Origin of the sequence: Citrobacter sp. S39 (assembly GCF_009495675.1) — a bacterium.
Lineage (GTDB): Bacteria > Pseudomonadota > Gammaproteobacteria > Enterobacterales > Enterobacteriaceae > Citrobacter > Citrobacter freundii.
The window spans coordinates 3,066,898-3,090,557 of sequence record NZ_CP045555.1; the positions used below are offsets into that span (position 1 = coordinate 3,066,898).

20 protein-coding genes are annotated in these 23,660 nt (G+C 53.9%); 4 read left to right on the top strand and 16 right to left on the bottom strand.

The window, feature by feature from the left end:
• Positions 1-42 precede the first annotated feature (42 nt).
• A complete protein-coding gene (locus GFB57_RS14640; protein WP_003020928.1) occupies positions 43-1,575 on the bottom strand; it encodes a SpoVR family protein in 1,533 nt (510 codons plus the stop codon).
• A 322-nt stretch (positions 1,576-1,897) separates the two neighbouring features.
• Here GFB57_RS14640 and GFB57_RS14645 point away from each other — a divergent pair, with 322 nt between their 5' ends.
• Positions 1,898-3,196 (top strand): D-amino acid dehydrogenase, encoded by a 1,299-nt coding sequence (locus GFB57_RS14645; RefSeq protein ID WP_003020925.1) that lies wholly within the window; start codon positions 1,898-1,900, stop codon positions 3,194-3,196.
• Between the two features lie 12 nt (positions 3,197-3,208).
• Positions 3,209-4,279, top strand: coding sequence for a catabolic alanine racemase DadX (dadX, locus tag GFB57_RS14650; RefSeq protein WP_003020922.1), 1,071 nt, complete (start codon positions 3,209-3,211; stop codon positions 4,277-4,279).
• A gap of 105 nt (positions 4,280-4,384) precedes the next feature.
• Here the strand turns inward: dadX and GFB57_RS14655 are convergent, their stop codons facing one another.
• Both GFB57_RS14655 and ldcA read right to left on the bottom strand, forming a co-directional pair.
• Positions 4,385-6,118, bottom strand: a complete 1,734-nt coding sequence (locus GFB57_RS14655) for a potassium/proton antiporter (RefSeq protein ID WP_003020918.1) — start codon at positions 6,116-6,118, stop codon at positions 4,385-4,387.
• Positions 6,119-6,215: 97 nt separating this feature from the next.
• Complete coding sequence (gene ldcA / locus GFB57_RS14660; protein WP_003020916.1) at positions 6,216-7,130, bottom strand: muramoyltetrapeptide carboxypeptidase; 915 nt, start codon at positions 7,128-7,130, stop codon at positions 6,216-6,218.
• Positions 7,131-7,228: 98 nt separating this feature from the next.
• Here ldcA and emtA point away from each other — a divergent pair, with 98 nt between their 5' ends.
• On the top strand, positions 7,229-7,840 hold the full coding sequence (emtA, locus tag GFB57_RS14665; protein ID WP_003020914.1) for a membrane-bound lytic murein transglycosylase EmtA: 612 nt from the start codon (positions 7,229-7,231) through the stop codon (positions 7,838-7,840).
• 11 nt (positions 7,841-7,851) lie between these two features.
• Here emtA and GFB57_RS14670 read toward each other — a convergent pair whose 3' ends face one another.
• A complete protein-coding gene (locus GFB57_RS14670; protein ID WP_003020911.1) occupies positions 7,852-8,586 on the bottom strand; it encodes a flagellar brake protein in 735 nt (244 codons plus the stop codon).
• Positions 8,587-8,787: 201 nt separating this feature from the next.
• Here GFB57_RS14670 and GFB57_RS14675 point away from each other — a divergent pair, with 201 nt between their 5' ends.
• Positions 8,788-9,042: a GlsB/YeaQ/YmgE family stress response membrane protein gene (locus GFB57_RS14675; RefSeq protein ID WP_003020908.1), complete on the top strand. Its 255-nt coding sequence runs from the start codon at positions 8,788-8,790 to the stop codon at positions 9,040-9,042.
• Positions 9,043-9,083: 41 nt separating this feature from the next.
• Here GFB57_RS14675 and GFB57_RS14680 read toward each other — a convergent pair whose 3' ends face one another.
• The 12 genes from GFB57_RS14680 to GFB57_RS14735 all read right to left on the bottom strand — a co-directional run bounded on the left by GFB57_RS14680 (position 9,084) and on the right by GFB57_RS14735 (position 23,656).
• Complete coding sequence (locus tag GFB57_RS14680; RefSeq protein WP_003020905.1) at positions 9,084-11,054, bottom strand: TonB-dependent receptor; 1,971 nt, start codon at positions 11,052-11,054, stop codon at positions 9,084-9,086.
• Between the two features lie 23 nt (positions 11,055-11,077).
• On the bottom strand, positions 11,078-11,935 hold the full coding sequence (gene modD, locus GFB57_RS14685) for a ModD protein (RefSeq protein ID WP_008322600.1): 858 nt from the start codon (positions 11,933-11,935) through the stop codon (positions 11,078-11,080).
• Positions 11,932-12,744: a class I SAM-dependent methyltransferase gene (locus GFB57_RS14690; RefSeq protein WP_003020899.1), complete on the bottom strand. Its 813-nt coding sequence runs from the start codon at positions 12,742-12,744 to the stop codon at positions 11,932-11,934. The genes modD and GFB57_RS14690 overlap by 4 nt, the downstream gene beginning before the upstream one ends.
• A 9-nt stretch (positions 12,745-12,753) precedes the next feature.
• On the bottom strand, positions 12,754-13,515 hold the full coding sequence (locus GFB57_RS14695; RefSeq protein ID WP_003020896.1) for an ABC transporter ATP-binding protein: 762 nt from the start codon (positions 13,513-13,515) through the stop codon (positions 12,754-12,756).
• A complete protein-coding gene (locus tag GFB57_RS14700) occupies positions 13,512-14,498 on the bottom strand; it encodes an iron ABC transporter permease (RefSeq protein WP_003020893.1) in 987 nt (328 codons plus the stop codon). The genes GFB57_RS14695 and GFB57_RS14700 overlap by 4 nt, the downstream gene beginning before the upstream one ends.
• Positions 14,498-15,520 carry an ABC transporter substrate-binding protein gene (locus GFB57_RS14705; RefSeq protein WP_003020890.1) on the bottom strand — a complete coding sequence of 341 codons (1,023 nt, stop codon included), beginning with the start codon at positions 15,518-15,520 and terminating at the stop codon, positions 14,498-14,500. The genes GFB57_RS14700 and GFB57_RS14705 overlap by 1 nt, the downstream gene beginning before the upstream one ends.
• Positions 15,521-15,727: 207 nt before the next feature.
• Positions 15,728-17,440 (bottom strand): alpha,alpha-trehalase, encoded by a 1,713-nt coding sequence (locus tag GFB57_RS14710; RefSeq protein ID WP_003020888.1) that lies wholly within the window; start codon positions 17,438-17,440, stop codon positions 15,728-15,730.
• Between the two features lie 170 nt (positions 17,441-17,610).
• Positions 17,611-19,041 (bottom strand): dihydroxyacetone kinase phosphoryl donor subunit DhaM, encoded by a 1,431-nt coding sequence (dhaM, locus tag GFB57_RS14715; RefSeq protein ID WP_003020885.1) that lies wholly within the window; start codon positions 19,039-19,041, stop codon positions 17,611-17,613.
• A 10-nt stretch (positions 19,042-19,051) separates the two neighbouring features.
• Positions 19,052-19,684: a dihydroxyacetone kinase subunit DhaL gene (gene dhaL / locus GFB57_RS14720; protein WP_003020881.1), complete on the bottom strand. Its 633-nt coding sequence runs from the start codon at positions 19,682-19,684 to the stop codon at positions 19,052-19,054.
• A gap of 11 nt (positions 19,685-19,695) precedes the next feature.
• Positions 19,696-20,766 carry a dihydroxyacetone kinase subunit DhaK gene (gene dhaK, locus GFB57_RS14725; protein WP_003020880.1) on the bottom strand — a complete coding sequence of 357 codons (1,071 nt, stop codon included), beginning with the start codon at positions 20,764-20,766 and terminating at the stop codon, positions 19,696-19,698.
• Positions 20,767-21,091: 325 nt separating this feature from the next.
• Positions 21,092-22,366, bottom strand: a complete 1,275-nt coding sequence (locus GFB57_RS14730) for a Glu/Leu/Phe/Val dehydrogenase (protein ID WP_003020877.1) — start codon at positions 22,364-22,366, stop codon at positions 21,092-21,094.
• Between the two features lie 321 nt (positions 22,367-22,687).
• Positions 22,688-23,656 carry a spore coat protein U domain-containing protein gene (locus tag GFB57_RS14735; protein WP_290366824.1) on the bottom strand — a complete coding sequence of 323 codons (969 nt, stop codon included), beginning with the start codon at positions 23,654-23,656 and terminating at the stop codon, positions 22,688-22,690.
• Between the last annotated feature and the right edge of the window lie 4 nt (positions 23,657-23,660).

Consider the following 23,660-nt stretch of genomic DNA (forward strand, 5'->3'; position numbering starts at 1 on the left):
GTAGGCCGGATAAGGTGTTTACACCGCCTCCGGCAATAAGATTTACAGACCGTTCATCCTTGGCGGACAACGCTCCAACAGCTCCACGCTGCCATCTTCATTCTGCTGCTCCAGCATCACATCAAAACCCCAAAGCCGGTGTACATGCTTGAGCACTTCTTTGCGTCCTTTATCCAACGGTGCGCGGTTATGCGGAATATAGCGCAAGGTGAGCGAACGGTCGCCACGCAGATCGACATTCCAGATTTGAATATTCGGCTCCAGGTTGCTCAGGTTGTATTGCGACGACAACCTGTTGCGGATCTCACGATATCCTTCCTCGTTATGAATCGCAGAAATCTCCAGATAGTTGTGACGATCGTCATCCAGCACGGTGAACAGGCGGAAATCGCGCATTACCTTCGGCGACAGGAACTGGCTGATAAAACTCTCATCTTTGAAATCGCGCATCCCGAAATGCAGGGTTTCCAGCCAGTCGGAACCCGCTATATCCGGGAACCAGTATTTGTCCTCCTCGGTCGGCGACTGACAAATACGTTTGATATCCTGGAACATGGCAAACCCCAGGGCATAAGGGTTTATCCCGCTATACCACGGGCTGTTGTAGGGTGGCTGAAATACCACATTGGTATGGCTATGCAGAAACTCCAGCATAAACCGTTCGGTGACTTTACCTTCATCATAAAGGTGGTTCAGGATGGTGTAATGCCAGAAAGTGGCCCAGCCCTCGTTCATCACCTGCGTCTGTTTCTGCGGATAAAAATACTGGCTGACCTTGCGTACAATGCGCAGCACTTCGCGTTGCCAGGACTCCAGCAGCGGGGCGTTCTTCTCCATGAAGTACAGCAGGTTTTCCTGTGGCTCAGAGGGATAACGCCGGGCTTCCGCCACGCTTTTCTCTTCCTCTTTCTTCGGTAGCGTGCGCCACAACATATTGACCTGACTTTGCAGATACTCTTCACGACTTTTCTGCCGGGCTTTCTCTTCCTGTAGGGAGATTTTTTGCGGGCGTTTGTAACGGTCAACGCCGTAGTTCATCAGCGCATGGCAGGAGTCGAGGAGCTTTTCGACTTCATCGACCCCGTAGCGTTCTTCACACTGGGTTATATAGTTTCGTGCGAAGATTAGGTAATCGACGATGGAACTGGCATCCGTCCAGCTACGAAACAGGTAGTTGTTTTTGAAGAAGGAGTTGTGTCCGTAGCAGGCATGCGCCATCACCAGCGCCTGCATGGTGATGGTGTTCTCCTCCATCAGATACGCGATACACGGATTGGAGTTGATAACAATCTCATAGGCCAGTCCCTGCTGACCATGCTTATACAAGCGCTCGGTTTCAATAAACTTTTTACCAAACGACCAGTGAGGATAGTTGATCGGCATCCCGACGCTGGAGTAAGCGTCCATCATCTGTTCGGAGGTGATCACCTCGATTTGGTGCGGGTAGGTATCCAGTCTGTAGAGTTTCGCCACGCGGTCTATCTCTGCCAGATAGACATCCAGCAGATCAAACGTCCAGTCGGGTCCATCGCTTAACCGTGTGCTGTCCTTGTTCATGGAATCAATCGTAGCCATTCGCGCACCCTCATTGTTGGCGGCACTCTCTGTCTGGAGTACCTCATTTCAAGCATAGATCATGGTGTTAAAAAACGTGCTGCGGCAGAAATTTTTTCTTTGCGATTTCTCGTTAGCGAGGCGTTGAAAAACGGCATTGCCGCAAAATTTTATGCTGGATAAAAATAACGCACAGCAGGAGATGCCAAAGCAGAGAGTTCCCCGCCATCACCGCTATATGTGAGATAAGTCACCATAAAAAAGCCATATGTTGAATAATATTTTCAACTGAGTTATCAAGATGTAATTAGAAGATTGTTCTTTTACTGTTAACGGAGTGGCTATGCGAGTTGTCATACTGGGAAGTGGTGTCGTTGGCGTGACCAGCGCCTGGTACTTAAGTCAGGCTGGACACGATGTCACCGTCATTGATCGTGAGCCCGGTCCGGCACTGGAAACCAGTGCGGCGAACGCGGGGCAAATATCTCCAGGTTATGCGGCACCATGGGCGGCACCAGGCGTACCGCTTAAAGCAATCAAATGGATGTTTCAGCGCCACGCTCCGTTGGCCGTTCGTCTTGACGGAACCCAGTTCCAGTTGAAATGGATGTGGCAGATGCTGCGCAACTGCGACACCAGCCACTACATGGAAAATAAAGGACGCATGGTGCGACTGGCGGAATACAGCCGTGATTGTCTGAAAGCGCTGCGCGCCTCTACCGGTATTGAGTATGAAGGACGTCAGGGCGGAACCCTGCAACTGTTCCGTACCGCTCAACAGTATGAGAACGCCACACGCGACATCGCCGTGCTCGAAGACGCTGGCGTGCCATATCAGCTCCTGGAAGCAAATCGTCTGGCGGAAGTCGAACCGGCACTGGCAGAAGTGGCGCACAAACTGACCGGCGGTCTGCGTTTACCGAATGATGAAACCGGCGACTGCCAGTTGTTTACCCAGCGTCTGGCGCAGATGGCGGAGCAGGCGGGCGTTAAGTTTCGCTTTAACACCCCGGTCGATAAGCTGCTGAGCGATGGTGAGCAGATTTATGGCGTCCAGTGCGGCGAAGAGATTATCAAAGCCGATGCCTATGTGATGGCGTTTGGTTCGTATTCCACGGCGATGCTGAAAGGGATCGTTGATATCCCGGTCTATCCGCTCAAAGGCTATTCGTTGACTATTCCGGTAGCGCAAGACGACGGTGCGCCGGTTTCTACTATCCTTGATGAAACTTACAAAATCGCTATTACCCGCTTTGACAATCGTATTCGGGTTGGCGGCATGGCGGAGATTGTCGGTTTTAATACAGAGCTGCTACAACCTCGTCGTGAAACGCTGGAAATGGTCGTACGCGATCTCTTCCCGTGCGGTGGTCATGTGGAGCAGGCAACCTTCTGGACCGGACTGCGTCCGATGACGCCGGACGGTACGCCGGTGGTGGGGCGCACCCGCTTTAAGAATCTGCTGCTCAATACCGGCCACGGCACGCTGGGCTGGACCATGGCCTGCGGTTCCGGTCAGTTGCTGAGCGATATCCTTTCTGGCCGTACGCCAGCCATACCTTATGACGATCTGAGCGTGGCGCGTTACAGTCCGGGGTTTACCCCCTCTCGTCCACGACATTTACATGGCGCACATAACTGATAAGGACGTGAGATGACCCGCCCGATACTGGCCAGCATTGACCTGCAGGCGTTGAAACAAAATCTGACCATTACACGCCAGGCAGCGCCGGACGCTCGCGTCTGGTCGGTGGTGAAAGCCAATGCATATGGACACGGCATTGAACGCGTCTGGAATGCGCTGGGCACAACCGATGGTTTTGCCATGCTCAATCTTGAAGAGGCGATAACCCTGCGCGAGCGCGGATGGAAAGGCCCGATACTCATGCTGGAGGGTTTTTTCCACGCTGAAGACCTGACGGTATATGACAATTATCGACTGACCACCTGTGTACACAGTAACTGGCAGCTAAAAGCATTGCAGAATGCCCGCCTCAAAGCACCGCTCGATGTTTACCTGAAGGTGAACAGCGGTATGAACCGGCTTGGGTTTTTACCGGAAAGAGTTCCAACGGTCTGGCAACAGCTGCGGGCGATGCCCAACGTCGGCGAAATGACGCTGATGTCGCATTTTGCAGATGCAGAGCACCCGGAAGGTATCCAGGAAGCAATGGCGCGTATTGCGCTGGCAACAGAAGGACTGGAGTGCAGACGGTCACTGTCGAATTCGGCCGCCACGCTGTGGCACCCTGAAGCGCATTATGACTGGGTTCGTCCGGGCATTATTTTGTATGGCGCGTCGCCTTCGGGACAATGGCGGGACATCGCCAACACCGGCCTGAAGCCAGTGATGACTCTGAGCAGCGAGATAATCGGCATACAAACGCTGAAAGCTGGCGATCGGGTGGGTTACGGTGGCCGTTACACCGCCAGCGGCGAGCAGCGCATTGGAATAGTGGCGACCGGCTATGCAGACGGTTATCCGCGCCATGCGCCAAGCGGAACGCCTGTGCTGGTGGACGGTGTACGTACCGGGACGGTGGGGACAGTCTCAATGGATATGCTGGCGGTAGATCTGACACCGTGCCCGCAGGCAGGGATCGGGACACCGGTAGAGCTGTGGGGCAAAGAGATTAAAATTGACGATGTAGCTACCTCAGCAGGAACGGTGGGCTACGAGTTAATGTGTTCTTTGGCGCTGCGCGTACCGGTTGTGACGGTGTAACATTTACGGGGCTGCCTGATGGCGCTGCACTGATCCGGCCTGTAGATTCAGTGCATTTTACAGGCCGGGTAAGGCGCTGCCGCCACCCGGCAAACAACATCCTCTTTACTCATCCTCGTCTTCAGCAACGCGAACACCGACCTTCAGCACTGCATTATCTTCCTTCTCGGCCACCGTCCAGATCATGCCAGCGAATTCCACCTGGTCACCGACGACCGGCGCGGCACCAAGCAGATGCTGGACAATTTCACCCAGCGTTTGCTGCTTTTCACGATACTCTGTGCCATCATCCAGGCCATAAATCAGCGCCACATCGGCATATTTCGCGCTGGCTTCCAGAATAAAATCACCGAAGAAGCGCTGGTCTAACGACACCGGTGGCGACTGGCTGAATAGCTTGCCGAGAGCTGGGAGATCGCGCTCGCGACCAATAACACACAATACGTCGCCTTCGCGCAGACGCGTGCTGCCGGAGGGGTGAAACAGCACGTTGTCACGAAACAGGGCGGCTATTCGCGTTTCTTCCGGCATATGCAGGTCGCGCAGCGCGGCACCCACACACCACTTATCTGCGCTGAGCTGATAAACAAACTGCTCCCATGGGTTATCTGGGTGAATATCGAGACCAATGCGCGAAACGGGCCAGCCGACGGGAGGGACCACCACCTTGGCTTTTTTCGCGGCCCATGAAAGTGACGTTCCCTGAAACAGCAACGAGATCAGTACCACGAAGAAGGCGACGTTAAAGAACAGGCGCGCGTTCTCCAGGCCCGCCATCATTGGGAAGACGGCGAGGATGATCGGCACCGCGCCGCGCAAACCCACCCAACTGATGAAAATACGCTCGCGCAGATTAAAGCCACGAAACGGCAGCAGTCCGGCGAAGACCGAAAGCGGGCGGGCAATGAATATCATCCACGCAGACAAAATCAGCGCAGGGATTGCGATAGGCAGCAGGTCGGACGGCGTAACCAGCAGTCCAAGCACCAGGAACATGGCGATTTGCGCCAGCCAGGCCAGACCGTCGAAGTTTTGCAGGATACCAAATCGGTTGCGGATGGGGCGATTCCCCAGCAGGAAACCACACAGATAAACCGCCAGAATACCGCTGCCTTCCAGCGCAGTGGTCAGGGCAAAAATCAGGATCCCACCGCTTAACGCCAAGAGTGGATACAGTCCGGCAGGCAGAGAAATGCGGTTAATCATCTGCTGGAGCATATATCCACCGCCAAGACCGATAGCGATTCCTAAGCCAAACTGCTGGATAATGTGCACCGCGAACATCCAGCTTAAGCCGGTCTCGTGATTTTGGATCATGGCGATGAGTGTGATGGTCAAAAACACGGCCATCGGGTCATTACTACCGGATTCAATTTCCAGCGTAGAGCCAACGCGTTCGTTAAGTCCCTTACCGCCAAGCAGGGAAAAGACCGCCGCGGCGTCAGTTGAACCAACAATCGCGCCAATCAGCAGCCCTTCGATAAGATCCAGATGAAACAGCCACGCGGCCATCATGCCAGTGAGTCCGGAAGTAATCAGCACACCGACCGTCGCCAACGATAGCGCCGGGCCTAACGCAACGCGAAAAGAGCTGGCCTGAGTGCGCATGCCACCGTCGAGTAGGATAACCGCCAGTGCCAGGTTGCTCACCATGTAGGCGAAAGGATAGTTATCGAAAGGTATGCCGCCAATACCATCCACACCCGCTAACATACCGATAGCGAGAAATATCACCAGAATTGGGATACCGAGACGTGATGAGAATGAACTGAGTAAGATACTGCAGGTGACGAGAACGGAACCCAAAATAAAAAGGCTAATAATTGCTGCGGCATCCAACGTTCGGTTACTCCTGAATTACGCTGTTTCGTATTAATAAACCCTACCATAATAACGACAGAAACAGCGTTTTACTTAGCCCCATTAGCCGCTTTTTTTACGATTTTAGTACCGGATGCCCACTTAAGGTGAGCTGAGTGCTGTTTTTATCGTTTTTCAGCACCGCTTTGGCTCCCAGCGGCAGGGTGACGGTGCGTTGTTCATGGCCAAAATCGAGGCCGCCGATCAACGGAACGGACAGCCTGGTGCGCAGAAAATCACAAACTGAATCAAGATTGTAACCAGCGTCGTAATCATTCGGCGCGCTGCCGCTAAAACTGCCGAGGATAATGGCGTTTTGCTGGGCCAGTATTCCCGCGTGGTACAGTTGCAGCAGCATGCGCTCGACACGGAATGGATGCTCGTTAATGTCTTCCAGCACCAAAATGCCGTTTTTGATGGCCGGCATCCACGGTGTACCCATCAGCGAAATGATCATCGCCAGATTTCCGCCCCACAGTGTACCTTCAGTCGCGCACTGCGGACCGTCACCCTGCCATTCGAGGGTAAATTGGGCATTACGCAATGCTTGCCAGAAATGGTGCTCGGTGAATGTGTTCATCTCCTCGGCACCGAAGTTGGCCGCCAGCATCGGGCCGCTGAAGCTAATCACATTCCCTTGAGCCAGTAGACCACACTGGATCGCCGTAAAATCGCTGTGCCCGCACAGCAGCAGCGGATCTTGTTGCTGGCGGGCTGCCAGCCCTTGCCAGTCAATATCTTCCAGTAAACGGCTCGCGCCATAGCCGCCACGTACCGCCATCACAATGGTATTGGGGGTTTTCAGATTAACGAGCGAGTTCACATCAGCAAGCCTTTCTGCCTCTGTACCCGCAAAACGCTGGCAGCGGCGCGCAATGACCGCTGAATTATCGACCTGATGACCGGCCTCAGTAAGACGTGCAAGCCCACGTAATGCAGCCTGCTGATTGATACAGTAGCCCGACGGGGCAATTAAGTGAAACCGGGACATGGCATTTCCTTGCTACAACTAAAACCAAATGTATATCATGCCGCGTAGGTATGTCGTTGTCACCTCAGCGACAGGTTCCGGCTATAAGGATAGATGACGTGAAATTGAGATGGTTTGCTTTTTTGGTTGTATTACTTGCGGGCTGTAGTTCAAAACATGATTACAAAAACCCGCCGTGGAATGCTGAAGTTCCGGTTAAACGCGCAATGCAATGGATGCCGATCAGTGAAAAAGCCGGTGCGGCCTGGGGTGTCAGTCCACAATTGATTACCGCTATTATTGCCATTGAATCAGGCGGTAATCCGAATGCGGTCAGTAAGTCTAATGCGATTGGTCTGATGCAGTTAAAAGCCTCGACTTCAGGCCGCGATGTTTATCGTCGCATGGGATGGAGCGGAGAGCCGTCGACCAGCGAGTTGAAAAACCCCGAACGCAATATCTCCATGGGGGCCGCATACCTGAGCATTCTGGAGACCGGGCCGCTGGCAGGGATTGAGGATCCACAGGTGATGCAGTATGCGCTGGTAGTATCGTACGCTAACGGAGCGGGAGCATTGCTGCGAACGTTCTCTTCCGACAGGAAGAAAGCCATCAATAAGATCAACGATCTCAGCCCGGATGAATTTATTGAACATGTTGCGGACAATCATCCGGCGCCGCAAGCTCCGCGCTATATCTGGAAGCTTCAGCAAGCGCTGGATGTAATGTAATTCAGGTGATGTTAATCGCGCACTTTGTTCGACTTTTCCCGGGCCTCGCGCTCAAGGGAAAAAATAATCCGCTGTAAGTTCCGCTCCACCGCCGGGCCGACGTTGAGAAAACGAAAGCTCAGGCGGGGAGTGGTAATGGTTTCGTTTTTACTGTCGATAACTTTGCGTTCGCTAATGGAAATAAGCTGGGCGTCAACGTGATACACTCCCCATTGTTCCATGTTCAGTTCAACCTGCGCGAAGCGTATACCTTCTACCAGTCCTTCTGGTTTTGCCGTTTCTAACAGCCCGCCCATACCGCCAAGCGACAAATCGAATAAGCGAAAGCACAGCGTGCTGTTGTCCGGCATTTTTGCCGTGCAGCGATAGGGAGGATGCAGCGGAGCGCCGATGCGGAAATATTCCCGACGCTGAACAAACCACAGGGAAGGCGGCAAGGATGAAATAAACGCTGGCAGTTGCTGATACTCACCTTTTTTTAACTGTGGCAGGGTGAATTCTACTTTGGCTCCCTGCGTTTCGGCGATAATCGAGATCTGACTGGCCCGCTGTACGGCCTGGTTTTCATATTCCTGGCTACCAAAATCCATGACCAGCTCGTCCGGGCTGACGGCCAGAACTTTGCTGATGAACTGGCCGCCCGACCAGGAGATACGCAGTGGAACCTGCTGCGATTTTAAGTCCCGAAGTACACCTAACACCGCTAACGGATTTTGCTTCAGGAACTGCTCATTGTAGTTACTCACACCTAATGACTCCCGGATGCCTGGTTTGTCGTTGGATTATCGGCATCAATCAACGGAACTTAATACAAATGGATGAAATTTTTTACCAACGCCAATGAATTAAGTCTGCGTGAAAACAGCATATAGCGATGGTTTGCCTATACTTTAAAGGCTGGCGCAAGAATGTCTTGCGCGTGCGTTCACTGGAAAGAGGGCCTGAAAATGGGAATTATTGCCTGGATTATTTTTGGTCTGATTGCGGGGGTTATCGCCAAACTGATTATGCCGGGGCGCGATGGCGGTGGATTTATCCTGACCTGTATTCTCGGTGTTGTCGGTGCTGTGGTCGGTGGATGGCTGGCAACGATGTTTGGTATCGGCGGCGATGTCAGCGGGTTTAATCTCCACAGCTTCCTGGTGGCCGTGGTCGGCGCGATTGTTGTGCTGGGTGTCTTCCGACTGGTGCGGCGAGATTAATCGAACGGCCCCCGCGGGGGCCGTTTCTCTGTATTGCTAAGTCAGAACTGATACTCAATCCCCGCCCAGTAATTACGGCCTTCTTCAATAAATCCTTCACTATAAACGTACTGCGTATCGAACAGGTTATTGACCGACGCGTTAACGCTGAATCCGTGACCGATGGCGTAGTCAGCGCGTAAATGGGTAATGGCGAAACCAGCGGCTTTCTGTGAGCCGTCGCTATTGCTATAGCTCGACGAACGGGCCTCTTCTGACAGCGTAATACTGAGCGGATCCCATGGCTTCAGCGTCATCCAGGCAGTCAGGGTTTGCGTTGGCAGGTCGGTAATCTTGCCGATGTCGCTGCGTTTGACGTCTGCATGAATAAGGCCGTAGCTCAGACCGACATCCAGCATATCAAAGACTTTACCTTTAACGCCTGCATCCAGACCGGTGTAATCCACCCGGCCACTGTTCTGATTCTGGATGGTGTCGGCATCAATATTGTGTGAAAGGATGGCGTCGCTGATGCGGTTGTAATACACGCTGGCTTCGAATCCCCAGCTCTGACTAAGTGACCCATTCCAGGTCAGATCCACGCTGCGGGCGCGTTCAGGTTTAAGCTGCGGATTGACCAGCGCCACCTGGTTATAGGCCGGTTTTGAGGTCGTGTAGCGTTCTTTCAACGTAGGGAAACGCGTTCTGTCAGAATAGGACAGCGCTAATGTGTCTGCATTTTCGAAGTGATATTTGGTCATCATCTGCCAGTTGAAGGCCGACTGATTGTTGTCATCATAGTGGGTGACGCTACCATTTTTTTCGTGCTTCATGCCTTCCAGACTGTCGCGCCAGTCATAGCTTATTCCCGCCACTACATCGACATTATCCGCCGCCGCCCACTGATATTCACTAGCAACAGACCAGGTGCGGTCTTCGTAACGGTCGTAAGCCGCATTCGGTGCGCCTTTCTCGCGGTGAACATCATCCTTCCAGTTAACGGCGAAAGAGAGCAGGTCGTTTTCACGCATATCCGCAGCGAGCTGCAGGCCAGCTCCATCGCTATAGTCTGAATAATGACTGTAGTTGCCTTTTTTGTTTTTCAGATCGGCGAGCGAGTTGTACATCATCAACGTATTTTCAAAGGTATCGCGATACAGACGGCTTTTCAGAGTGAAACGATCGCCCAGATGGGTGGTGCCCTGATAGTAATAGCTCTCTTTATCGTACTGTGGCCATTGCCAGTAGCGTGATTTCTGACTGCTGGTTCCGGCATATGGTGGGTTATCTTTTTCACCGTCCTGATTAATATAGGTCAGGACATATTCATCATCGCCGCGAGGGGTAAAGCCCAGCTTCACGATGCCGCGTTTATCATCGGCGGACGAGTTGGCAATCTTGCCGTGACTACCCGCAACCGGATTGTCCACGCCGTGCGGTAAGCCAAGGAAATCCTGCTTCAACTGGCTGCCGCTGAGCTGAATGTACCCCAGATCGTTACTGGCGCCAAATGAAGCGTGCATATCGTGAGCGTTGTCTTTGCTACGACTCCAGCCCTGGCGATAACCGATGCTGCCTTCAATTGGTTTGGTGGGCTTTTTGGTGGTGATATTAATGGCACCGCCCATCTGGTTAGGCCCTTGTAGCAGAGATGAGTAGCCTTTGGATACTTCAACTGAAGCGATATCGGATGTCAGAAAACGGCCTAAATCGAGGTTGCCGTCATAGGGGATGTACACCGGCACACCGTCAAAAAAGACGGGAACCTGACGGCTGTCAAAACCGCGTACTTTCACCTGCTGCTCATTGCGGTTGCCCGACTTTTGCAGCACCACGCCGGGGACGACGCTTAGCGCCTGCGCCACGTTTTGCTTATCCAGTTGCTGCATCGTTTCCTGACCGAGAACCGTAGTTGTTGCCGCGGAGGCCGGGCTTGACCAGACGGTCATGGTTTCGCTTTCTTGCCCAGCAAAAGCACTGTGCGCGAAAGCAAACGACAGGGCTGTGTAAAGACAACTTTTGTTGAAATTCATTATTGTTAGTCCATTTTTTAATGTTATATGCCACGTGCGTCCGGGCTCAGGCTAACTTTGATATCCGCAGGTGGAGCGTAATAAGGTGCGGAAGTGATAAAGAGCCTGATGCCACAGTCGAGATAACTCGCCAGCGAGGCGAGGGTAATGCCGCCAGTCAGCGCCAGCGTGCAATGAGGGGCCAGTGAAGGTGCCAGGCGGGCAATGTCTGTCGCCTGCTCAGGGGTGAATTTGTCGAGTTGCAGAATATCGGGCGCGGCGCGTAGCGCGGCTAATGCTTCATCTGGCGTATCCGCCTCGACGACGATCTTTTTTTCTGGCGCATGGCTGCGTAAGCGCGCAACCGCGTTTGTCCAGTCGTTTGGGTTGGTAAGAAAACGGCGGTGATTAGCGAACAGCAGCACCGTTTCGGCGCATCCTCCGCGATGAATAATGCCCCCGGCGGCGAGTATTGCCTGAGTCGCCAACGAACGCGTGCCGGGAATGGCTTTGCGGGTGCAGGCAATCTGCCCATCAGGATAGCGTTGGCGCAGTTGGCTCAACATGCTCTCAAGATAGCCCGAAACTCCGCAGCTCCACTCCAGGACATTTTGTACCGCTTTCCAGCCCTGGTGCAGCGCCGCCGCATTCCCATGCGCACAAATCAATCGCTGTCCTGCACTTACCTGTTCACCATCGGCCACCATGTCGCTGACTGTCAGCCCTAATGACGTCAGCATTTGTCTGGCAACGGCGGTGCCGCTAACACACCCGCCCTGGCGATGGTAAAACGCCATAACGCCCGGCTGTGCGCCAATTCCCAACGCGCGGGTAGTCAGATCGCCGCCCTGAATATCTTCCAGCAGCAGCGCGTCGGTTTGCGCCTGCGAAAAGTAGATCATCGCAGCGCCTCCCGTGGGACGCTGTCCCACCAGATAAGCGCCCAGTCACGGCTGGCAGGGGCAATCGCGCGTGGATCCTGCTGCTGATACCAGGTTTCCAGACGTTCGACCTCGTCGGCGCTTAGTTCGCCCATACTCCAGCACACGTTTTCCAGAAAGCGCATCCAGGTACTATTGTCCTGCTGACAGTTGGGCCCGCGGATAAAATCAACGTGCGCGTGGATCCCCATCTGATACAGGACATTAAGCGCATAGATATAGTTGGGAAGTTCAATCACCTCGCGGCCCAGCGCACGTTGAATGGTGGGGGAAACGAAAGATGAACTGACGAGATGGGTGGTGTAAACCCGCAGCCGGGCCTGATTATTCAGTTTGGTCATCGCCTGGCGCATATCGGCAACCAGCGTAGAGCGCGAGGCGACGGCGATATCGCACTGGGGTAAATCATCCCAGTGTTCTTCCCAGGCCCGCTGCACCCACTGTACGTGACGGGCGTTCATTTGCACAGCGCGGCGGGCAGCAACGCTCAGCATTCCCTGGCTGTAATCTACGCCGTAAATTATTGGTATCTTTTTAGCCAGCGCCAGCGAGACTGTACCGGGACCGCAGCCCATATCAAACAGCGACTCCGCTCCTTGCAGGTCGATTTTCCCCAATAGCTGTAGCAAATAGCTGTCGGTTAATGAGGCGCAATTCTCTGCCATTTTTTCCGCACGTTTATCCCAGTGCTCCGGCTTTTTCTCGGTTCTGTTCGCCAGTTGTAACTGTTTACGGTAAAGATCGGCAAAATCAATGTCGTCAATGAGCATTCTTATTCCTTAATTGTGAGAGCCAAAGAGGTGGTGGGCAATTTGTGACGGTGTAACGTGATACAGCGCAGCCAGGCGATTGGTGGCGAGCTGGTGTTCAGGAAGCCCCTGCGAAACCTCACCGTTCGGTTCAACGCGTACCACGCTGTCGGCGATTGCCCGGGCGTGCAACGGATGATGCGTCGACATCAGCAGGGCCATACCCGAATTTTTCAGCGTCACCAGCGTGTCGAGCAGACGGATCTGATGCCCAAAATCCAGGCTGGAAGCGGGTTCATCCAGCAACAAAAGGCGCGGACGTTGCGCCAGAGCGCGGGCAATCAATACCAGTTGGCGCTCTCCGCCGCTCAGAGTGTTCCAGCGCCGGGGCGCCAGGTGAGAGATCCCCAGCATCGCCAGTTGTTGATGAGCAATTTCGTGTTCTTTAGCCCCGGGAACCGCAAATGCCGCCAGTTGCGGGGCCAGCCCCATCATCACCATGTCCAGCGCAGTGAAGGCAAACGCACCGTCATGCGCCTGAGGAACCCAGGCGATAGCGGCGGCGCGTTGCCGATCGTTGAGATGATTTATGGCGATGCCATCAAGAAGAATGTCACCGTGAAGTGGCGAAAGAACGCCGAGAATGGTGCGCATCAGAGTGGTTTTTCCGCAACCGTTGGCACCAAGCAGACAACAAACGGAGCCGGGCGAAACCTGAAATGAGACATCGCGTAGCACGGGCTGGTTACTGTGGTATCCCAACGACGCATGGCGGACGGTCAGTAGCGTCATGGGCGATTTCCCCGTAGCAAAAGCAGCAAAAAGAACGGTGCGCCAATAAATGCAGTCAGGATCCCTAGCGGAATTTCCGTGCTGCTCAGCGTACGGGCGAGGGTATCGGTGAGCAGCAGCAAAATGGCGCCGACCCCCATGGAAACCGGCAGTAGCTGCTGGTGGTTATTGCCACTGAGGAGTCGGCCGATATGCGGCACAACCAGCCCAATCCAGCCGATGATGCCCGCGATGGCGACGGTGCAGGCGGTGATTAATGTTGCGCAGACGATCAATCCCAGCCGTAGTCGGGAGACGTTGATGCCAAGCGATCGTGCTTCATCATCCGACAGGGTGAGCAGGTTCATGCGCCAGCGCAGCAGCAATAGCGGGACCAGTCCAGTGAAGATCAGCGGTGCTGAGAACCACAGATCGTGCAGCGTAATCGTTGATAAACCGCCCAGCAGCCAGAAGGTGATAGACGGGAGTTGGGTATACGGGTCGGCCAGCGTTTTGATGAGTGAAATCCCCGCGCCACATACCGTACCCAGCGCAATCCCGACCAGAACCAGCGTTAACACCGGGTCGTGGCGCTTGACTCGCCGGGTAATCAACCAGACACCGGCGACCACGAATAAACCGCCGGTGAACGCATACAGCTGAATGAACAGGATCGGTAATCCAAACAGGATTGCCGTACAGGCACCTAAACCGGCACCCGCCGCCACGCCGAGGATATCCGGCGAGACTAGCGGGTTGCGGAACATGCCCTGATAGGTGGTTCCTGCGCCTGCCAGCGCCGCGCCGAGCAGCAATGCAGCCAGAATGCGCGGCAGGCGGATTTGCCAGAAGACGATTTTGTCCTGCATCGGGACGTCATCAGTACCTGTAATAAGATTCACAACCTGTTGCGCATCCAGGCGGTACGCGCCCGATACCGCAGCGACGCTCGCGCAAAGCACCACCGCAGCAATCATCAGAAAACCGAGGGTAGATGTTTTCATCAGACTGCCACCAGACGTTGATACTGTGCATCGCTTAGCGTGGTATGCCAGAACAGTTCGCTGTAGTGCTGCATATCGGCTTTAAAGCTCGCGTTAACCTGCGGATCAAGCCAGGCGTGCAGGCGGCGTAATCCCAGTAAGCGGTTGATGCCAGGAGGTGCATCCAACCAGCCAAACGGCAGACCGCTGAGAAACAGAATGCGCCGGTCAGCAACCGCTTTGACTCCTTGCCAGACCGGATCTTCTCGTAGGTGCTGCGCTGTCATCGCATCCTGCACCAAAATAATATCGGGCTGCCAGCTGAGCAGATTTTCCATTGAAACCTGTGTGAGCCCCTGTCTTCCGGGGATGTGCGCCACATTCTGTAGCCCCAGCAGTTCTGCCGCTTCGGTATGCAAAGAACCTTGTAAACCTGTCTCCAGTCCTCTGGCACCGCGCGCGGCATAAAAACGCAGATTCGCTGCAGCTGTATGCGAGAAAGCTATTGCATTATCGATAAATCGACGGGCCAGCGCGGCCTGCATTGCGGTACGCGAGACGACGCCCAATGCTTCACCGGCTGCGCGCAACTGTTCTGGGGTATGGCGCAGTTCGCCGTTAATCAGCAGCCAGGGAATGTGAGTTTGTGCGCTCACTTGTCTGGCCTGAGAAAGCCAGGTTTCATCGGCATTGCCGCAGTCAACAACCAGGTCGGGTTTAAGCGCCAGTAACGCTTCAAGTGATAGGGTACTGGCGCGTCCTGCCAGCCTGCCCAGTTTCGGCAATGCCCGAATATCATCGTGGAACGGGATGGCGGTCTGGCGAGATAAATCAAAGGAGGAAAGCCCTACCAGTTTTTCCGGCGCGACGGCCAGCAGCAGCATGTCAGCGGGCGCCCCCGCGCTGACCACGCGTTGGGTTATATTCGGCCCTGGCGAGCCTCCAACGGCAACGGTTAGCGGCGTTTGCGCCAATGCGGGAAGATGGCGTAGCAGCAGTGCAGATGCCACGAGTTGGGCAAACATCCGTCTTGTCAGTGCCATTATCAGTATCCTGAAGGTTACAAATTCGCTATATATTTACATATACAGCGAATAAAAACATGTTCAGAATCAAATTCTCACGGATGAAAACACCGGATACCCCATAAGGGCTAGAGGGGATAGAGGCAGCTTAAATAGCGAAAAATATGACAGAAAAATCCGCGACGAAGCGCGGATTTGGGGAGTAAAACGGCTCAGGTAATGACGTTATGGCGTCGGTTGAGTCTGTTTTTTAGGCTCGGCTGGTGGTGTACTTGTCGGTGTTGGCCGCGATGCGGGTACGCTGTCACAGGGCTTCTCTTTGGCGCAGATCAGGTCAAGCATTTTTAGCGTGACGCCGTTGGTCCAGCCAAAACCATCCTGCAATGGATATTCCCCGCCACCACCGCCGGTGCCGGTGGTGCTCACGTCATATTTTTCAACCAGCTTTTTCTCTCGATCGTAGGTGTGCTGCACATTGGTAAGGAATCGCCAGGTCACATCCATCGCAACGTTATCCTGACCGTAATTCTGTAACCCGGATGCTGCGACCCACTGGAGCGGGGCCCAGCCGTTGGGGGCATCCCACTGCTGGCCGCTTTTCACCGACGTGGTAGCAAGGCCGCCCGGTTGCAGCAGATGTGCCTGGGTGGCTGTGGCGACTTTACTGGCGCGATCTTTTGCCGCCGCATTGACATACAGCGGGAACAGGGCGGCGGCCGTGAGCTGATTGCGTACTTTATGGCTTTTCAGATCGTAGTCGGCATACCAGCCTTCTTTGTCGTTCCACAGGTACTTTTCGATCCCTTTTTGTCGGGCATTAGCGAAGCCATCGTACTGCGCCGCTTTGGCATCATCACCGGCAGCCTTGCTGGCGAGGGCGATCATTTTTTCCATTTTGTACATCAACGCATTGAGATCGACCGGAACGATGCTGGTGGTGCGCAGAGTGCCCAGCTGATTAGGATTGTCCATCCAGCGGGAGCTAAAATCCCAGCCGGACGCAGCCGCTGAACGCAGGTCGCGGTAGATTTCTGTGGCAGGGCGATTGGGGTTGCTTTTAGCGGTGGCGATATCCTCGACCCAGGACTCTGGCCTCGGCGTATCGCGGTCATCCCAGTAGCGGTTCAAAATGGTACCGTCATCCAGTTTAACCACGCGCTTATTTTGCTGACCGGGCTGGAGTGTTTCGACGCCTTCCATCCAGTAACTGTACTCTTTGAGCATCTGCGGGAGGTATTTTTTCAGCGCGTCATTCCCGTCGTGCTGCGCCAGCAGTTCAACCATAAAGGCAAAGAACGGCGGTTGCGAACGGCTCAGGTAGTAGGTGCGGTTGCCGTTAGGAATGTGTCCCCAGGAATCAATCTCGTAAGCGAAGTTTGCCACCATGTCCGAGACCTTATCCCAGTGATTGCTTTCGGCAAGCCCCAGCATGGTGAAATAGCTGTCCCAATAATATATTTCGCGAAAACGCCCGCCAGGCACCACATACGGCTCTGGAAGTGGCAGTAGCGAGTCCCATTTTTCAGCGTCAGTTGTCGAGCGGGTGAGGACCGGCCACAGTCCGTCAATATGTTCGCGTAATGATTGCCCGGCCGGGGGAACGTATTTCTCGCCTTCTTTCGGTAAGGTGAAATTCACCTCCACAAAATGGCGTAAGTCGAATCCGGACTGATTTTTCTGCATCCGGTAATCGGCAAGGATCATGAGAGGATCGCTGTTAGGAACTGCGTCAGCAAAGGTTTTCTGGTCTGGAAACAGTTTAGCCGTTTGTACATCGTTAAACAGAGGTCCAAGCAGGATATCTGGCGGCTGCGGTGTAGCGGCTGGCGCGTCTTCTGCATTGACGGCAAAAGAGGAAAGGGCAAAAAAGGTACTGGCGAGAGTCAGTTTTATTGCAACAGAAAGCAGGCCTGGATGGCGAGTTGCAGGCGTTATCATCGGTTAATCTCCTTAGCGGTGTGCCGAAGTAGCGGCATTTACCATGAGAAAACCTTAGTTCAGGATCGACCGTTGCGCGTGATCGACACCCCATTTTGCGAACAAACAGACATTTCCCGACGCGAATAGGGAAGAAGCACACCCTTTGTCGAAAAGGGTGTGCTTCGGTATCAGTTTGCGCGGGTTATCCGCTGTGTGACACAGTCAATGGTCAGAGTATCGCCCATCTTTATGCTATCGAGAGCAGCGCCTTGCTGACACATCCAGCACAGACCCATTTCACGAGCGATAATCGCCGGATGAGAGGCTTCGCTGCCGTCCCGCAGGCAGATACCTTTGATGGTCTTCGGATCGAGTTGCAGTACCGTAGACGGATAAATGACATCAGCGACCAGGATAGTGGGGCGCAAGAACGCGGGAATTTGTGCGCTCTCTCCCGTCAAATGTTGCAGTGAACGAGACAGCAAATCTTCAATATCAATGTATCGCGCCTGCAGATAAGGATCATCGAGCTGTAAATACTGCTGGCTGAGATCGCTCAGCACCTGATGCCAGGCCCAGGCGGCGCTGCATTGTTTTTCACGCATTACATCGCAGGCCATTTCAAACAGTTCAGGATCGTCCAACAGCGTGTGGTGACCGGAGAAGATGGCGGCGACATCTGCGGAATATCGTTCTTCAGCAAGAGCGGTGAGTTTGCTCAGATCGTTCAGCGTACTTTGGATGGCGGTCTGTAATCGCTGCTGCTCAGCCTGCAGTGATGCGGCGGACTGCGGGTTTACCTTTGGCGAGAACGGCGTGTGACAAAATGCCGTCCCCGTGACTTTTGAGGGAGCCAGAGTTGCCTTGTTATCAGTATGCGCGGGCTCGAGCGATTCACCAAAATTCTCTGCCGCCAACTGTTTAAATGCGGCCAGCGCATCCTCTGCCTGTTCGCCCTTAGCAATCAGGCGTAGCGTGTCATTACAGCGTACCTGCAGCAGGGCTATTTGATTCAGGCTATCAGGGACCACACACTTGCCGTTTTTCTCCAGCCACATGTCGGCGTTAAAACCAGACAACGCAGAAACCAGCCGCGAAGCCGGGCGGACGTGGATGCCGTTAGGGTTTTTCACCACAATGGCAACAGAACGGGCATCAGCGTCGGGAGACAGTTCAGCGGATGCGGGTTTCGCTGCGGATGGCGAAGGTAAACCCAGTTGTTCACATTTGGCGTCGAGGGCGTTCATGGCATCACGGATGACCCGATCGATATCAGCACCTGCGGCGGCGCTAACCGTCGCGGCCAGTGTGCCTTCAACCAGTGGTGCTGCGCACAAACGCACTTTGGCGGCAATGTTAGGGTCGAGCAGTTCCAGCGCGGTTTCCGCACTCAGTAATGCACTACCGATATCCATCATCACCAGCACGTGGTCCGTATCGGCCACGGACTCGATGGCTTCCATCACCTTAATCGGATCGGTGCCAATCGGATTCTCAGGATCGTCAATGCCTGCGGCAATGGCGATTTTGCAACCATCACCCATTAACATCTGCCGGGCCAGCACGCCGACGCCTTCGCCCAGTTGGGCGCTGTGAGAAACAATAACCAGGTTTACCATCGCTTTATCCTTACTCTCTGGACGCCTGAGCCAGCATTTGCATCATAAACATGACCGACGTTGCGCCGGGATCCTGATGCCCAATGCTGCGCTCACCTAGATAGCTGGCGCGGCCTTTGCGAGCCTGCATGGTGATGGTGCTTTGCGCTGCGACTTCCGCTTGTTGGCTTGCCGCTTCCAGAGCCGCCTGGACGCTCAGCTTCTGTTCGCATGACTGGCGTAAAGACTCCACTACCGGCAGCCAGACATCGCACATGGTTTTATCGCCAGGTTCAGCCTTACCGCGGCTAATCACACCTTCTGCGCCATCACGAATCATTTGATACAGCTCTTCAAGCGTCAGGCTTTGATGAGCCTGAGTCACCTGGGCGGCGCGGATAAAAAACGTGCCAAACAGCGGTCCACTGGCCCCGCCGACGCTTGAGAGCAGTACCATACCGGTGTTTTTCAAAATAAAGCCGATGTCCTTGTCCGCGATGGACGGCAGCTTTTCAACGACTTTGCTGAAACCACGATGCATGTTCAGACCGTGGTCGGCATCGCCGATCTCCCGGTCAAGTCCGGTGAGAAAATCACTTTCAGTGGTGAATATTTCACCGCAGCGATAGAGCCAGTTAACAATCTGTGTTCTGTTGAGGGACATCATGAATCTCCTTATTTACCCCAGTTGAGGGCAGGGGTGTGAACCGGTGCATCCCATAAGTTCAGCGTTTCGTCATCCACCTGTAACAGGGTGATGGAGAAGCCGGTCATATCCAGAGAGGTACAGTAAGAACCGATCAGGTTGCGCTCAATGACGATGCCTGCATCCTGGCAACGGCTTTCGAGGCGGTTATACACGCCGAAGAGTTCAGACAACGGCGTCGCACCGAGATTATTGACCAGCGCAATAACCCGATCGCCACTTTGTAACGCACGCTTGCTTTCTTTACCTTCATGCCACGCGCCCTGGACGTTGTCCCAGTGGCGGAGCGTACGGCTGTAGTTACCGTTTTCCAGCAGGGTATCGAACATTTCATCAACGGTCTGATCGAGAGAGGTGAAGGTGCGGCGGTCAATGCCCGGTTCCCCGTGGATACCTACGCCAAACTCCATCTCGTTATCCTGTAACGTGAACGACGGTTGTCCGGCTGCCGGAACGGTACAGGCGCCAATGGCTATGCCAATGGAGTGGCCCTGGTTATTCAGCTTACGACCCAGCGCCGCACAGGCTTCCAGCGAGTCACCGCGTTCGGCGGCCGCGCCGACCAGTTTTTCGATCAATACGGTATTAGCCACACCACGACGTCCGGCGGTATACAAACTGTCTTTCACCGCCACATCGTCATCCACCACCATGGTGGTGACTTTGACGCCGCTTTCGTGCAGCAGCTCGGTAGCGGTTTCGAAATTAAGAATGTCGCCGGTGTAATTTTTGATTATCAGCAGCACGCCTTCGCCGCCATCAATTTGCATGGCGCATTCGAACATTTTATCCGGCGTGGGGGAGGTAAAAATCTCACCCGGGCAGGCGCCGGAGAGCATGCCCTGACCAATGTAGCCGCAATGCATAGGTTCGTGCCCGCTGCCGCCGCCGGAAAGCAGCGCCACTTTGCCCATCACCGGTGCATCTGCGCGGGTGACATACACTGGGTCCTGATGCAGTGCCAGGGAAGGATACGCTTTCGCCAGTCCGGCGAGTTGTTCATTCAGTACGTCTTCAACACGGTTGATCAATTTTTTCATTATTTATGCTCCGCAGACAGTCCTGGATGGCTGCCAAATTCGGGCAGGCATCTGATGTAGGGTATCGGTTTGTACAACGCCACGGCGACCGCTCGCTGCCGATAAGGTAATTTTGCACACGGGTTTGCAAAAGAAAATTGCTGTGAAGAGCGTTTCAATACGAAACATAGCAGCATAATAATGTTCCGTATTGGAACGTCATGGTGCATAAAACAGCGAAAGTGAGAGGTCGGGCGGTATTTGTGCGGAAAGTTTTTGAACGATTTTTTATGGAAAACAAACCACCTGCAGAACAGGTGGTTTGTAGGCATGGTCGATTTCGGCGTTAGCCCGGATAAATTCCGCGATCTTTTCGTGCCAGCAGAATGCGTTCGCAGGCAACGATGTAGGCTGCGGTACGCAGGGAGCAGGATTTCTCAGCTGCTTTTTCCCATACATGCACCATCGCATCAGTCATGATTTTGTCCATGCGATTGTTGATCTCTTCTTCACTCCAGAAGAAGCTTGCCATATCCTGAACCCATTCGAAGTAGCTGACGGTTACGCCGCCGGCGTTACAGACCACGTCAGGCACAACCACGATACCACGGCTTGCCAGCACATCATCGGCATCCGGATAGGTTGGGCCGTTAGCGCCTTCAAGTACCAGTTTACAGGTCAAGGTTTCCGCACGGTGACGGGTGATCTGACCCTCAAGCGCGGCCGGAATAAGAATATCCATATCCAGGCTCCAGAAGGCCTCGCTGGCGATGGTTTCAGCGCCCGGGAAACCGGCAATCTGTTTGTGCTCTAACTGCCAGGCAGACAACGCGGTCATGTCGATACCTGTGGGGTTAAACAGCGTAGCGGTGTGATCCTGAATCGCGACCACGCGTGCACCAGCTGCCGCGAACAGTCGGGCGGCTTCGCTGCCGACGTTACCAAAACCTTGCACTGCAACGCGAGCACCTTCAACTTCGATGTTGGCACGGCGCGCGACTTCCAGACCGCTGACGAAAACGCCGCGACCGGTGGCTTTATCACGACCTAATGAACCGCCAAGGTGAATAGGTTTACCGGTGACCACGCTGGTCACGGTGGTGCCGTGGTTCATGGAGTAGGTATCCATCATCCAGGCCATGACTTTTCCGTTAGTACCTACATCCGGCGCAGGAATGTCTTTCTGCGGCCCAATGATAATGCCGATTTCGCTGGTATAACGACGAGTTAAACGCTCCAGTTCGCCTTCAGACAGCGAGAACGGATCGACGCGCACTCCACCTTTGGCACCGCCGTACGGCAGGTTCAACGCTGCGCATTTGATGGTCATCCATGCGGACAGGGCCATCACTTCATTAAGATCAACATCAGGATGATAACGCACACCGCCTTTGCCCGGCCCGCGGGAGAGGTTATGTTGCACGCGATACCCTTCAAAATGACGGATAGTGCCGTCATCCATCTGCACCGGGATATCGACAATCAGCGCGCGTTTTGGGTGGCGCAGGGTATCCACCCAATGGGAAAGTTCGCCCAGGTAAGGGGCCACACGCTCGATTTGTTGCAGGTAGGTATTCCAGGCAGATGTGCTGCTATCTGAAGCGTAAGATAACTTATCCATGATAAACCTTAGTTATAAAAGTAATATGTTCTTAATTTGGCCGTGGTATACAGTGAATCTCACCATATAAACCTAAATTTAACATTTTTTTCATAGAAGGGCCTGCCCGACCAGCACGAATTATCGCCATGATTAGTATGGGCTTTAACTTGCGATTGAATAGTTATTCTGTGTCTTTGCTTGTAATTGGGTTGTTTTGCAGGGTGAGTAATTTAATATGCAGAATATATAAAAATCGTAATTTGTTAGATTTATGACGCACCTCTAAAAGTAAATAATTTGATAACAAAATGTATTTGCTTTATTGCGGTTAAGATGAGGTCAGTAGGTTACGGCGATGGTAACGGTATCGGCATAGTTGTCTGGCGTGTAGTTCGCGCTGGGGACGGTGGCGTAAACCGGGTAGGTAGTTGTTGTTCCCGTACCGTTGCCCGCGACGGTATTGAGTGATGTATTGCCCCAGACCGTACCGGAAGGACCTGGCGTCGAACTAAGCTGGTAGGGGACTTTATCCGTATTTGACCCCGTGCCCACCATCACGCCGCTGCCTGCCGTATTGCCGTTAGAGGGCTGAAGTCCGATGGTGTAAGGTGTGTTATTGGAACAGGCTACACCCACGGTATTTGACGCCGTAAGGTTACGCCCGGTCGCCCTGGCTGGCGCAAAGCTAATATCGGTTGCAGAGGTGATATTGCACTGTTTGCTTACGGTCGCCGATACGGTGAAAGGCAGCCTGGCGGCAACCGTATCGCCACAGGTTGTTGGCGGGAAAAGCAATCCGGGATTGAGAGTGACAAGGGCTGTTGCCGTCGTATAGCTATCCTGATAATTTCCGGGGACGGCTGCGGTTTGTGGTGTGACGATCTGCGCCGATACCGTGAGTGAACCCGTCACTGGCGTCAGATTCAGCAGGTTAAGCTGTACCATGGGAAAAGTGGTTCCCGACTGATACTGGCTGCCCCAGACTTTGGTGCGCCCGCTATCCTGGTAAAGCTGGTATGCCAGTGTTCTGGCAGGCGTTCCGCTTAATGACATATTTCGCGGTGTCACCTGGCCACTGACGGCCGAGGCGCCAATATTAAAACAGAGATTGATCCCTGCCAGCGCGTCACCAAGCTCTTTGGTGCAGGTGTAACTGAACGTCATTGATGACGTTGCGCCTGTCGCAGACAGTGGATTGACCGAACCTAAATTTATGGGTTGCACATTGCTCACCGAACAGGTTACCGCATGGCTAATTGCCGGACAAAAAAGTACGGCAGCAATGAGTAGCAGATGTCTTAACCTCATGAGC

Bases quoted from the DNA above. Each gene is read 5' to 3' on its own strand.
- GFB57_RS14640 (WP_003020928.1), bottom strand. From the start codon at position 1,575: ATGGCTACGATTGATTCCATGAACAAGGACAGCACACGGTTAAGCGAT.
- GFB57_RS14645 (WP_003020925.1), top strand. From the start codon at position 1,898: ATGCGAGTTGTCATACTGGGAAGTGGTGTCGTTGGCGTGACCAGCGCC.
- dadX (WP_003020922.1), top strand. From the start codon at position 3,209: ATGACCCGCCCGATACTGGCCAGCATTGACCTGCAGGCGTTGAAACAA.
- ldcA (WP_003020916.1), bottom strand. From the start codon at position 7,130: ATGTCCCGGTTTCACTTAATTGCCCCGTCGGGCTACTGTATCAATCAG.
- GFB57_RS14675 (WP_003020908.1), top strand. From the start codon at position 8,788: ATGGGAATTATTGCCTGGATTATTTTTGGTCTGATTGCGGGGGTTATC.
- GFB57_RS14680 (WP_003020905.1), bottom strand. From the start codon at position 11,054: ATGAATTTCAACAAAAGTTGTCTTTACACAGCCCTGTCGTTTGCTTTC.
- modD (WP_008322600.1), bottom strand. From the start codon at position 11,935: ATGATCTACTTTTCGCAGGCGCAAACCGACGCGCTGCTGCTGGAAGAT.
- GFB57_RS14690 (WP_003020899.1), bottom strand. From the start codon at position 12,744: ATGCTCATTGACGACATTGATTTTGCCGATCTTTACCGTAAACAGTTA.
- GFB57_RS14695 (WP_003020896.1), bottom strand. From the start codon at position 13,515: ATGACGCTACTGACCGTCCGCCATGCGTCGTTGGGATACCACAGTAAC.
- GFB57_RS14700 (WP_003020893.1), bottom strand. From the start codon at position 14,498: ATGAAAACATCTACCCTCGGTTTTCTGATGATTGCTGCGGTGGTGCTT.
- GFB57_RS14705 (WP_003020890.1), bottom strand. From the start codon at position 15,520: ATGGCACTGACAAGACGGATGTTTGCCCAACTCGTGGCATCTGCACTG.
- GFB57_RS14710 (WP_003020888.1), bottom strand. From the start codon at position 17,440: ATGATAACGCCTGCAACTCGCCATCCAGGCCTGCTTTCTGTTGCAATA.
- dhaM (WP_003020885.1), bottom strand. From the start codon at position 19,041: ATGGTAAACCTGGTTATTGTTTCTCACAGCGCCCAACTGGGCGAAGGC.
- dhaL (WP_003020881.1), bottom strand. From the start codon at position 19,684: ATGTCCCTCAACAGAACACAGATTGTTAACTGGCTCTATCGCTGCGGT.
- dhaK (WP_003020880.1), bottom strand. From the start codon at position 20,766: ATGAAAAAATTGATCAACCGTGTTGAAGACGTACTGAATGAACAACTC.
- GFB57_RS14730 (WP_003020877.1), bottom strand. From the start codon at position 22,366: ATGGATAAGTTATCTTACGCTTCAGATAGCAGCACATCTGCCTGGAAT.
- GFB57_RS14735 (WP_290366824.1), bottom strand. From the start codon at position 23,656: ATGAGGTTAAGACATCTGCTACTCATTGCTGCCGTACTTTTTTGTCCG.